12 protein-coding genes and 1 tRNA gene are annotated in these 10784 nt (G+C 60.7%); 5 read left to right on the top strand and 8 right to left on the bottom strand.

The features are described 5' to 3' along the window. The coding region (locus VHD36_19350) for a hypothetical protein (GenBank protein ID HVU89494.1) at positions 1–211 on the top strand (211 nt) is incomplete at its 5' end. Between the two features lie 85 nt (positions 212–296). Here VHD36_19350 and VHD36_19355 read toward each other — a convergent pair. Beyond that, the gene (locus VHD36_19355) at positions 297–476 is read right to left on the bottom strand and encodes a hypothetical protein (protein ID HVU89495.1); all 180 of its coding nucleotides are present in this window, start codon (positions 474–476) and stop codon (positions 297–299) included. A 474-nt stretch (positions 477–950) separates the two neighbouring features. Here VHD36_19355 and VHD36_19360 point away from each other — a divergent pair, with 474 nt between their 5' ends. Both VHD36_19360 and xrtE read left to right on the top strand, forming a co-directional pair. Next, positions 951–1139, top strand: coding sequence for a hypothetical protein (locus VHD36_19360; protein ID HVU89496.1), 189 nt, complete (start codon positions 951–953; stop codon positions 1137–1139). A 277-nt stretch (positions 1140–1416) separates the two neighbouring features. After that, positions 1417–3099 carry an exosortase E/protease, VPEID-CTERM system gene (gene xrtE / locus VHD36_19365; protein HVU89497.1) on the top strand — a complete coding sequence of 561 codons (1683 nt, stop codon included), beginning with the start codon at positions 1417–1419 and terminating at the stop codon, positions 3097–3099. Between the two features lie 67 nt (positions 3100–3166). On the opposite strand, the gene VHD36_19370 is transcribed toward xrtE, so the two are convergent. After that, positions 3167–3619, bottom strand: a complete 453-nt coding sequence (locus tag VHD36_19370; GenBank protein HVU89498.1) for a hypothetical protein — start codon at positions 3617–3619, stop codon at positions 3167–3169. A gap of 349 nt (positions 3620–3968) precedes the next feature. Between VHD36_19370 and VHD36_19375 the strand changes: the two genes are divergently transcribed. Further along, positions 3969–4211, top strand: a complete 243-nt coding sequence (locus VHD36_19375) for a hypothetical protein (GenBank protein ID HVU89499.1) — start codon at positions 3969–3971, stop codon at positions 4209–4211. 316 nt (positions 4212–4527) lie between these two features. Here VHD36_19375 and VHD36_19380 read toward each other — a convergent pair whose 3' ends face one another. Further along, positions 4528–4749 (bottom strand): hypothetical protein, encoded by a 222-nt coding sequence (locus VHD36_19380; GenBank protein ID HVU89500.1) that lies wholly within the window; start codon positions 4747–4749, stop codon positions 4528–4530. Between the two features lie 175 nt (positions 4750–4924). Further along, positions 4925–5011 (bottom strand) — tRNA-Ser (locus tag VHD36_19385). 395 nt (positions 5012–5406) lie between these two features. Here VHD36_19385 and VHD36_19390 point away from each other — a divergent pair. Continuing rightward, positions 5407–7002 carry a M20/M25/M40 family metallo-hydrolase gene (locus VHD36_19390; GenBank protein HVU89501.1) on the top strand — a complete coding sequence of 532 codons (1596 nt, stop codon included), beginning with the start codon at positions 5407–5409 and terminating at the stop codon, positions 7000–7002. A 52-nt stretch (positions 7003–7054) separates the two neighbouring features. Here VHD36_19390 and VHD36_19395 read toward each other — a convergent pair whose 3' ends face one another. The 4 genes from VHD36_19395 to VHD36_19410 form a co-directional block, all read right to left on the bottom strand. Then, positions 7055–8086 (bottom strand): aldo/keto reductase, encoded by a 1032-nt coding sequence (locus VHD36_19395; protein ID HVU89502.1) that lies wholly within the window; start codon positions 8084–8086, stop codon positions 7055–7057. Between the two features lie 100 nt (positions 8087–8186). Beyond that, the gene (ligD, locus tag VHD36_19400) at positions 8187–9809 is read right to left on the bottom strand and encodes a non-homologous end-joining DNA ligase (protein HVU89503.1); all 1623 of its coding nucleotides are present in this window, start codon (positions 9807–9809) and stop codon (positions 8187–8189) included. 160 nt (positions 9810–9969) lie between these two features. Then, entirely contained in the window at positions 9970–10308 is a 339-nt protein-coding gene (locus VHD36_19405; GenBank protein HVU89504.1) for a DUF6496 domain-containing protein, read from the bottom strand. An 8-nt stretch (positions 10309–10316) separates the two neighbouring features. Beyond that, the coding region (locus VHD36_19410) for a sulfatase-like hydrolase/transferase (protein HVU89505.1) at positions 10317–10784 on the bottom strand (468 nt) is incomplete at its 5' end.

Below are 10784 nucleotides of genomic sequence, written 5' to 3' on the forward strand. Positions count from 1 at the left end.
GAAGAACTCAACGGGCTGCGACATCGCAGGGATGCGATGGCAAAATATCGACGTAAGTCGTTATTTTGCGAGCCGTGCGAAGCTTTGCTTCGCACTTGGCGAGGTTGAAAAAAGCCACGAGGGCTTTTTTCAACAGGCTGCGAGCCCGGCCGACTTCGCGGTTCGTGAGCTGCTTCCGTTCGGGCAGCGCGCGATTATTCCCCAGGCCTGAGGCGAAGATTCACGACCGGAATCCGTCGCAACTCTCTCGGTGAGAATCGCATGGAGAGAGTGGTCCACAAAAAGGCCGATTCTGATCAGTCGGCGCTTTGGGGATCGTTCGGAGGCTGCTTCTGATTACGGATCATGGCCAGCCAATCGAGATATTCCTCGATCTCATTGAGCGGCATGCCCAGGTATAGCGCCTTTTTAACTGCCTCGCTCCGTTCCCACTGGGTTTCCGCGTGCTCCAGGATGATCTTGGCGATCTCGTGCATACCGGAGGATCCAGGACTATTTAGGAGGAATTTTAGCGCCCTTATCTGGCATCCACCAATCCAATAATACCCTAACCCGGGCTGACCCATGGCAGGCGCAAACGGGGGAAATCTTGGTGTTCATATCCCCAGCACCGGTTGGCCTCTTTATGTCCATTCCCTCCGCTGCTTGTCGAGATGGAGAGCACCTTCGCGGACGTTACAGCTCACACCTTGGTGGCCTAAGGGGGATCTGCCCCGTGGCTTACCCGACCATCGATCATCGGGCGAGGCGATCCGCACCCAACGCTGCGGCCCAGCGCCGCACTCTCTAGGCAAGACGGCGTAAGAGCTGCCGGATGGGTGGTGCCACTGTCTAGGTCTTGGGGGGTTTTTTTGTTGACAATCGCTTTATCGGCTAGTATCGTGCTACCTAAGCGAGGGGAGGACGCCCCCTTCTACGTACCGTGACACCCTGCTCGGGAGATACAGCTAATGATCGCAAAGACTCTGGTCCATCAACTCTCGATGGTCGTTGGAATTGCTCTCGTATTGAGTTCGGTCGCCTCGAACGCCTTGGCCGTTCCAGTCGTACCGGAAATCTCAGGTGACACACTTACCAGCGGCATTGCTCTGCTCTCAGGTGGTGTCCTCTTGCTGACCCGCTACTTCTCGCGCGGGTAAGACAGATATTGAACGGCTGAGCTTGTGCTCATGCGCCAAATCTGGTTATCGAGTTCGCGACCGGTGCTGCGCGCGTAGCGTTCGCGGGTCGTGGTTTGCCGGCATGTTTGCTGAGTTGACCGTACGGAAGGTGCGCGCTGGGGTGAAGGGAACTGCCGTTGCATGACACGGTCTCGGTGCCGCAGAGGGCCAGTTTTGCTGGACGAGACTGGCTGGTTGCATCAATCGCCGGCAAATCGGAACGTGAATCTCGGCTTGTGAGGAGTGCCGCTGGCGTTTGGACGAATTAGTGCCCTCGGAAGTATCCAAATCTGCCGGGTCCGAGGCCGCGCAAAGACTCAGCTTTGTGTGGTGGGGAGTCCTAGCTGGCTTGCTAGGTACAGAAGCTCTGCTCCTCACGTATTGTTTTGACACGCCTTCCGTCGCGCACGAAACCGCCTGGGTGGCGTGGACTTTCTTTGCTGCGCCTAAGGTTTTTCAGATCGGGCTGCTCGGCACGTTAGCGTCGATCCTGCTGGGAAGCAGAGAGCTCTGGGCAGTAATAAGTCGCGACGCGCTCTTTGGCTTGGATGAGAAGCGCTCGCCCCGAGCATTCTCCCGCTGGGGTGTGTTCCTGCCCTTGCACTTCGTGGCCCTGGCGCTGTTTGCCGGGTTCTCCGTCGTGCTGTTCGAGGGAGATCTCGAGCGCCGCTTGTCTTACCCTGGCATTTGGGTTGGTGCGTGGGTTTTGGCTGGGTTGACTACAGCCGTTTTTTGGGGGTTGGCGTGCCTGTCTTTACCGACCTGGCTGGGATTGGTGAGTAATTGCTGGAGGCAATTGTTATTGGGCTTCGTAATCGGCGCCATCGGCTGGTCCGTCGGCCGCGTGGCCACGCTCAATTGGGAACTGCTCAGCCAATCCACGTTCTACCTTGTCGACGCTCTGCTTCGATTGTTCTTTGACAATCCCGTCTGCGATCCCACCCGCCTCGAGATCGGCACGCGAGAATTCCAAGTTCGCATTGGCGTTACTTGCAGTGGGATTCAAGGATTGGGGCTGATGGCGGTTTTTCTAACCGTTTATCTCTGGCTGTTTCGGAGGCGCCTGCGCTTCCCGGCGGCTCTGTTATTGGTGCCGCTGGGAATGATGGGCATGTTGCTGTTGAACTCCGTGCGCATTGCACTCTTGATCGCTATTGGACATTGGGGCTGGCCCGAGGTCGCCGTAGGAGGTTTCCACTCCCAAGCAGGGGTGCTCACGTTTGTCGCCTTGGCTCTGGCGATTACGGCCGTGGCCGAGTGGTGCCCGTGGCTCAACGCGACACCAGCAGCGCGAACGTCCCGTGAGCCCGACGTTGCAATTGCCTATGTCAGTCCGTTTTTGGCGCTCCTCGCCGCCTCCATGGTCGGCGCGGCCTTTTCCAGCGGTTTCGACTGGCTGTACCCCTTGCGGATTGTGATCGTTGCCGCGGTCGTTTGGTGTTGCCGTAAGTCGTATCGCGAGCTCTCCGGGCGATGCTCGTGGACTGCGCCGGCACTGGGCGCGGCGACATTTGTCATTTGGGTTTTCCTAGCTCGTTCCGATTCGGTTTCCGACGACGGTTGGCCCGTGGCGCTTTCTGCTGCGCCAGCGGGATGGGCGTCCGCCTGGCTTGCCTTTAGAGTGACAGGTCACGTGATCACGGTGCCTCTGGCAGAGGAGTTGGCCTTCCGTGGATTTCTGATCCGGCAACTCACTCGGCGCGATTTCCTCGCGGTCGCTCCGGATCGATTCTCGTGGCCGGCATTCGTAGCGTCCTCTGCACTGTTTGGTGCATTACACGGCCAATCGTGGCTCGCCGGCACCTTGGCCGGCATGCTGTTCGCCTTGGCACAACGGCATCGCGGCCAGATCATCGACGCGGTTGTTGCTCACGCGACGGCGAATGGCCTGCTCGCAGGATACGTCCTTGTAACCGGACATTGGTCGCTTTGGTCATGACGTTCCGTGCGGTTGCAGGCTCGACACCCACCCAATGCGCCGACCGGTTCTGGCGGGGGGCGGCGGGCTACTTGCCAAACGGCGAGGCTGGCCGCAGGGTCAGGTCGGGCCACTTACGTTCGTCCTGGCTCGTCCTCCAGAAACCGCCTCTTTCGTCCAAAGTCGCCACGGCACGGCTATTTTCACGCTCGACGTATACCGTATTGCCCATCACGCCGATCATGGCGAACGTGCCCAGGGTGAGCGACTGATTTGTCGTGGGGTTTTCCAGACCCAACAGCGAGGACGTCTCTGTCCACAGGCAGGGAAAGCGCCCCCCGGTCCTGACATTAATCCACAGGCCGTCATAAAAGCGGGCGACTTCCTCGCCGTGCGACCCAAGTCGCAAACTCGGCCCCACCGAGCGAAAAGTCGTTGCCGGACCGAAGGCGCACTGGAGCCCACCGACCTGGTTCTTGCCCCATACAATTAAAAAACGCTCGCGAGCCGAACTGTTCTCCTCGGTTGTGGCGTCGTGCACAAACTTCTCCGTCGACAATTTTGGTCGCCGTCTTGCCCTCTATCTCATCTAATTGCGAAACGGACTGGAAACCCGACGCGCAAAAATCACGATTCATGCCATTTTTGAGAGAAGGGTCTAGTTTTCCAGCAAGGCGGGAATGTCGCCGCCTTTGCGCAGCGGGCGGACGGCGACGGTGCGCGTGAAAAAAGCCGCTAGAGCCGGTGCTAACGGACCCTAGCGGCGACACCCACCGTGACGCGGGGAGGCACACAGTGCGTCATGGCTTCCGATGTTACTTCGCTGCCGACGATTGCGGCCTGACAGCCGGTCACCTGACGAACCCCTGCGCGGACGATTGCCTTGTCGCGTGCCTTTGGCGCCCGTGCTGGTGCCAAAGGCGTTCGAGGATTTCGTCGGCGAATCGGTCAGCACGACCGTCAAGGGCCCGAAGAACAAAGTGCCGGAGTGCGTTATGCCGGTGAACGTTAAGACGTCAAACCGTCGCTCGACTCGCGACCGGGCTGCAGAAACGCAAGGAGCCTGGACTTCAGCCCGCGCGGAAACACTTGCGCCACAGGCCTATACCGACCCCGATGGCGATAAGAATTGACCAGCCGATAATCGCACTTGGTTCAGGGGTGAGAGTTACAACTGCGAGGAGCATGGCGGATTTCCGTTGTCGGCAGGTCGTTTGAATGAGTCGTTCTACAAATTATTGCCATTTCGGAGGTGTGTCCTGACACCTTTACCGTGGATGCGACCGCTTTACGATCGTGGGGTGGCGCATAAAAACGCCACTAGAGCCGAGACAATGGGCTCTCGCCCCTGTACCCACACCGTAAAGGGCGGCCTGGCGTTGCTGGCGAGGAGGGTTCGGGCCGCGCAAAGAACGTGAAGTAAGATCGACCGCTCCGGATTAATTCCGCTCACTTGGCATTTGACGTCAGCCAGGGCGCCGGCAGGCCATATTTGCGAAAAACGGCCGTCGCATTCGCCTGCAGAGAGGCGAGGGCATTAAGCTCCCACGAGGCGAAGTCTCGCGCCTCGCCGAGACGGATCAAGGCATAGCAGAATCGCATCGTGTCCAGCGCTCGCGTCAGGTCCGCATCCCGATCCTCAACAAGATACCTTCCGACTCGGTTTGCCATGCCATTCGCCTCCTTGTTAGCCGGCGAAAGCAAAGGGCGTGCCGAGAAATTACTTTCGGACGGAAACCACGCCACCCGCTCCGCAAAATCTCGCGGTTCACGGTGGAAGAGTAATAGCCACCGCCTCGCGACAAGAAGTTCAGCGCAGGGCGGCGTTGATCACGAAAAATCGAAGCGGAGAGGACAGGATTCGAACCTGCGGACCAGTTACCCGGTCACGGGTTTAGCAAACCCGCGCTTTCGACCACTCAGCCACCTCTCCGAATGTGGCGCCCATAAGCCGTCCGGGACGGGCTTTGCCGGCGCAGCCGCGATTTTAGGCAATTCGGCCGGTATCGCAAGCCGGCTACCGACCGTCCGGGCCCCATCCTTTTGGCGAGAAACCGCAGGCGTCGCAAGCAAAGCCCCGAAACATATGATCTGCCGACGACCAGCCACCCATGGAGCCTCGAAGTCCAACCTCGAAGCTATGGTTGAGTGGGATTATAGTAGGCCGCGGATCGGTCGGCGGGCACCGTTCCCGCATTTCCGCAATCGCCCCCTATCGTCGACCAGCGGCCAACTGCCGCGCGATACCACCAACGAGTGCTTTTCGGCAGGTGCCTGATGCTAACACGACGGCTTGATACGCGATTGATACTGGGCCAATCCTTCTTAATGGCACTGGTCGTTTGCTCGGCGGGATTGGCTTCCCTGCCTTTCCCGCTCCTCAGCCGTAGCAATGTTTCGGCCGCGGAGCTTGTCCGCACCCCAAACCAACGCACGGCAACCCTCACGGCCTGGCCCGGCGAGATGAACATCGACGCCGCGGCCGAGACCATCACCGCCAACGAGCTGAAGCAATACGTGAGCGCCTTGGCCGACGACACCTTCGAAGGGCGCGCGACCGGCAGCCGCGGCGGCCGGGCGGCAGCCGGATACTTGCAAGGGAAGCTCAAGGCGTTCGGTCTCGCTCCCGCCGGCGAGCGCGGCACCTACTTTCAGACATTCGATTCCAATTCTCGCAATATCCTGGCCAAGGTCGCAGGGAGCGACCCGGCGCTCGCGAAAGAAGTCGTACTGGTTAGCGCCCACTATGATCACGTCGGCTACGGCAATGCCCGCAACAGCTATGGGCCGACCGGCTACATCCACAACGGCGCCGATGACAATGCCAGCGGCTCGGCGACGTTATTGGAAGTGGCCGAGGCCTGCGCCAAGCTCGATCCCAAGCCCAAGCGCACGATCGTCTTTGCGCTCTGGGACGCGGAAGAGACGGGTCTGAACGGCTCGAAATTCTGGCTCTCACGGCCAACGGTACCGCTGGCCGACGTCAAGCTGATGATCAACATGGATATGGTGGGCCGGCTGCGCAGCAACAATCTCACCGTCTACGGTACACGAACGGCACGCGGGTTGCGCAAGCTAACCAGCATGCCCAACCGGGACGAGACGCTGGCCATCGACTTCTCTTGGGAGATCAAGAACGACAGCGACCACCATCCGTTTTACATGCGGGGCATTCCGATCCTCATGTTGCACACCGGCCTGCACGGCGACTACCACCGCCCCAGCGATGACGTCGAGAAACTGAACATCGATGGCATGCACCGGATCGCGCGGCTGTTGTACGGCATCGTGACGTCGGCTGCCGATCAGGCGCAGCTGCCTTCATTTCGCCAGGCGGTCCGTAGCGAATCGAGCTACGGAAAGTCATCGAGCGAGCGTATCGAACCGCCGCCGCCCGGCCGGCTGGGTTTGCAATGGGATCGCCACGATGCGTCGGCGCCGGGGTTGAAAGTCGTGGGCGTGACCCCGGGCGCGCCCGCCGCGCAAGCGGGGCTCAAGGTGGGCGATCGCCTGCTCGCGTTCAACGGCGTGGAACTTGCGCCGGGTACGGATCTGGCCGGGCTGGTCGTGGCGGCGCAGAATCCGGTGAAAATCGCGGCGACCCGAGCGGGCGCCGAGCAACCGCTGGAGCTGACCGTGCAACTACGCGGCAACCCGTCGAAACTGGGCATTCAGTGGCGCGAGGATGATGCCGAGGCAGGTTCGGTGAAAGTCGTGGCGGTCGTTCCCAGCTCGCCCGCGGCGAAAGCGGGCATCAGACCACTGGACCGTATCTACGCCGTCAACGATCAGGAATTCGCCAGCGGCAGCGCCATGCGGCAATTACTCGACGGTGTCACGGCGCCCTATCAATTGTTGGTGGAGCGCGGCGGACGCGTTCACCAGGCAACGATTGAACCAGTACAGCCGGTCGTGGCACGGTAGCAGTCGTGCGACGCGATTCCGGCTCGGCCTGGTCAGGAGAGCGCGGAGGGCATCACGAAGGGAGCGCGACGTCGAAGCCGTGTTGCTTGCGGTGAACCGGGCCGTCGAACGCCTTGGATGACTTGAAGAGCTCGTAGCGGCCGTCGCCGGCGAGCTTGATTGTCCGCTGCTCGATCGCCTCGCGCTCGGCAACGGAAAGCGGCTGGAACTCGCGGACGATCTTCAGGTTCTGGTCCAGTACGGCCTCGGAATCGATGCCGCTGACCAGCGTCGTGATGGGAAGCGATAGCACGTAACGCAGCGCGTCGCCGACCGGCACGCCCGCTTTCGTGACGATGCTCCCGTTTCCGCCCAGGCTTTTCATGCCGAGCGACGCGATACCGCGCTCGTTCAACACAGGCAATACCTGCTTTTGGAAGCTGCGGTAATGAACGTCCATCACGTTCAGCGGCATTTGCACGGCGCTCCACTCGTACGGCTTGGCCAGCATCTTCAGATGGATTGACGGATCCTTATGGCCCGTGAAACCCAGATAGCGGACCTTGCCTTCCTTGACGGCCTTTAAACCAGCCTGAATGGCGCCGTCGTCGGCAAAAACCCAGTCGGGGTCATTGTCGTAGACGATCTCGTGAAACTGCCAAAGGTCGATGTGGTCGGTCTGCAAGCGACGCAAGCTGTCTTCGAGGTTCGACTGCGCCTCCTTGGCGGTGCGGCCGCAGACCTTGGTCATCAAGAACGTCTTCTTGCGGATGTTTCCCTGGGCCAGCGCCTTGCCCATCCGCTCCTCCGCGCCGCCATCGTGATAGTCCCAGGCATTGTCGAGGAACGTGATTCCTTCGTCGACGGCGCGCTGGATCAGTCTCAGGCTCTGCTTCTCATCCATCTTCTTCAAGTTCGTGCAGGCGTGGCCGCCGAGGCAAATAGCGCTGACCATCTCGCCGGTGCGCCCGAAGGGCCGCAACGGAATGCCACCACTGTTCCTTTGCTGATTTTGCTGACTGGCGTGCAGTGAATCGGCCAAGGCGGCGGCTGCGACACTGGCGGCGCCCACTTGCAGGAATTCGCGGCGACCTGGTTCTGTCATCGTGTTCACCATCGAGTAAAACGTTTGTCGATCTACATACAAGTAACCGATCCGATCGGTAGGTTCAATTCGAGGGCCAGCGAGCTGGCGCACGATGCCTTCACTCAACGAGCCTCGTCAGCATGGTTTTGGTGATCGACTGCCGGACCTTGGGCATTTCTTCCCAAGGGTCACGTTTGAGCTTCGCCAGTCGCGCTCGCGCGTTTTCGATCGTGAATTGATCCGAGCGCAGCTGCGGCGAAAGCTCGTCCCAAGCGATAGGCATGCTCACCGGTGCGCCTGGTCGGGCGCGCGTCGAATATGCGGCCACCGCCGTGGCCCCCCGGCCATTGCGCAAGTAATCGATGAAGACCTTGCCGCGGCGCGCCGATTTGCTCATCGTGGCGATGAAGCGATCGGGCGCCGCGCGAACGATGAAATCGGCGACTGCCTTCGAAAAAGCCTTAGCATCATCCCAGTCGGTGCGCGCCGCGATCGGCACGACGATGTGCAGCCCCTTTCCGCCGGTGGTTTTCAGAAACGTTTGCAACCCCAGCTCCTCCAGCACCAGCCGCACGGCGCGTGCGGCGTCGATCACGTCGGGCCACTCGACCTTGGGATCCGGATCCAGGTCGAATATCAGGCGGTCGGGGCGTTCGAGCTTCTTTGCGGTCGAGCCCCAGATGTGCGTCTCCAGCACATTCAGCTGCACTAGCTCAATCAGTCCGGCGGTGTCTTTGATGACCAAGTTGTATTCGGGCCGCGATGACTCCGACACGTCGACTTGCGGCAAGTGCTTCGGCGCGCCGGTCCCAGGATGCTTCTGAAAGAAACAAGGCTTTTCGCAACCGGCCGGGCAACGCAACAGCGCCAGCGGTCGGCCAAAGACGTGCGGCAACATCCAATCGGCAATCTGCTCGTAGTAATCGGCCAGATCGCGCTTCGTGTAGCTTTGCTCGGGATAGAAGACTTTGTCGGGATGCGAAAGCTTGACGCCGGCGACAACGTCGCCCGTGGTCGTGGCGTCCTCCGATTTTCGCAAACGCGAGTTGGACCTTCTCGGGATTTGCGCCCGAGCGGTCGTTGCTGTGGGCCGTTGGACCGACGTATTGCGCCTCTCGACGGCCGACTTCTTGGTGCTGCGCTTCTCGCCGCCAGGACCCCACACGCGATCGGCATCGCTGGCGATTTCCTCCAGCGTTCGATTCGTTTTCACACTGAGGGGTTCCCGATCGGTGATCGGGGTTTTTCCGCCGGCGAATTTGTCGCGCTCCTTGAACAAGAACCACGTTCGCTCATCGGCTCCGGACGGGCGGCCGCCGCGCCGCACCAGCATCCAGGCCCCCTGCAGCTTTTCGCCGTGCAAGATGAACTTCAGCCGCCCTTCGCGATACGCTTTGCGGGCGTCGTCCTCCACCGGCTCCCATGTGCCGCGGTCCCAAAGCATGACGGTGCCGCCGCCGTATTCGCCCTCGGGGATGATCCCCTCGAAATTGCCGTATTCGAGCGGATGATCTTCGACGTGCATGGCCAGGCGCTTTACCGCCGGGTCCGTATCCGGACCCTTGGGCACGGCCCAGCTCTTCAGAACGCCATCGAGTTCCAACCGAAAGTCGTAGTGCAGATGCGAAGCGTCGTGCTTCTGCACGACAAAGATCGGCGCCTTGTGCTTGGCGCCCCGCCCACCGCGCGGTTCGGCGGTTCGCGAAAAATCTCGCTTGCGGCGGTACTCGCGAAGACCCATGCGTCTTGTCGTGGTTAGAGAGCTTCATCTGCCACGCGACGATTCTCTTGAAATGTACTGCGCGGCCTGTCCCATGGAAACGAGCTCCCGCTCGGCTGCTGATCGACGCGGATGGAATGCGATCAGGCGCTAACGCTGCTGCCGGTAGCGCCGCCGGGAACTATTTCTTTTTCGCCACCTTCTTTTTCGGCACCTTGACGCCTTGCCCGCGTGCTTCGGAAAGACCGATGGCGATGGCTTGCTTGCGGCTCGTCACTTTTTTCCCGGATTTTCCACTTTTTAACGTGCCCTCTTTCATCTCGTGCACCGCGCGCTCCACGGAAGCGCCCGCTTTCTTGCCGTATTTGGCCATGACTTTTCTCCGGGGGAGTGTAAAGGCATTACGAGCGGCAAGACGCCGCGCCGGTGGACAGAGGGCAAATCGTGCGCCACCCGACGCAATTTGCAGATCGATTCTTCGCACGCTGTGGCCATTGGCGCCTACCACGGTATCGGCCATCCAGCCGCTCAGGGCCGACTGCGGCCTCGCTCGCGGAGCGCGCCCAACTGCTTGACCATTTCGCGCACCTTTTCGGGCATTTGCGGTGCCAGATTGTGCGCTTCGGCCGGATCGTCGGCGAGATTCACGAGCATTGGCTCACGATCCGCCTTGCCGCCATACCCGGCTTGAGCAGACTGCAGCAGCTTCCAGGTGCCATCGCGCAGGGCCAGCACGCCCGGATATCCGCCCGAATGATGCACCAGCCGTTCGCGGACTGGTTCTGGTTTTCCCAACAGCGCCGGCAGCGCATTGATACTGTCTTCAGCCTCGTCATCCGCGAGCGTCCGGCCAAGCAGTGCCGCGAACGTGGCGAACAAATCGACGTGGCAGATCAATTGGTCGGAAATACCCGGCGGAACACGCCCGGGCCAGCGCGCGATGAAGGGTACGCGGTGCCCACCCTCGAACAGGCTTCCTTTGAATCCGCGCAACGC

The sequence above is a fragment of the Pirellulales bacterium genome (assembly GCA_035546535.1).
In the GTDB taxonomy this organism is placed as follows: domain Bacteria; phylum Planctomycetota; class Planctomycetia; order Pirellulales; family JACPPG01; genus JACPPG01.

Bases quoted from the DNA above. Each gene is read 5' to 3' on its own strand.
- VHD36_19380 (HVU89500.1), bottom strand. From the start codon at position 4,749: ATGGCAAACCGAGTCGGAAGGTATCTTGTTGAGGATCGGGATGCGGAC.
- VHD36_19405 (HVU89504.1), bottom strand. From the start codon at position 10,308: ATGGCCGATACCGTGGTAGGCGCCAATGGCCACAGCGTGCGAAGAATC.
- VHD36_19395 (HVU89502.1), bottom strand. From the start codon at position 8,086: ATGACAGAACCAGGTCGCCGCGAATTCCTGCAAGTGGGCGCCGCCAGT.
- VHD36_19360 (HVU89496.1), top strand. From the start codon at position 951: ATGATCGCAAAGACTCTGGTCCATCAACTCTCGATGGTCGTTGGAATT.
- VHD36_19355 (HVU89495.1), bottom strand. From the start codon at position 476: ATGCACGAGATCGCCAAGATCATCCTGGAGCACGCGGAAACCCAGTGG.
- VHD36_19390 (HVU89501.1), top strand. From the start codon at position 5,407: ATGGCACTGGTCGTTTGCTCGGCGGGATTGGCTTCCCTGCCTTTCCCG.
- ligD (HVU89503.1), bottom strand. From the start codon at position 9,809: ATGGGTCTTCGCGAGTACCGCCGCAAGCGAGATTTTTCGCGAACCGCC.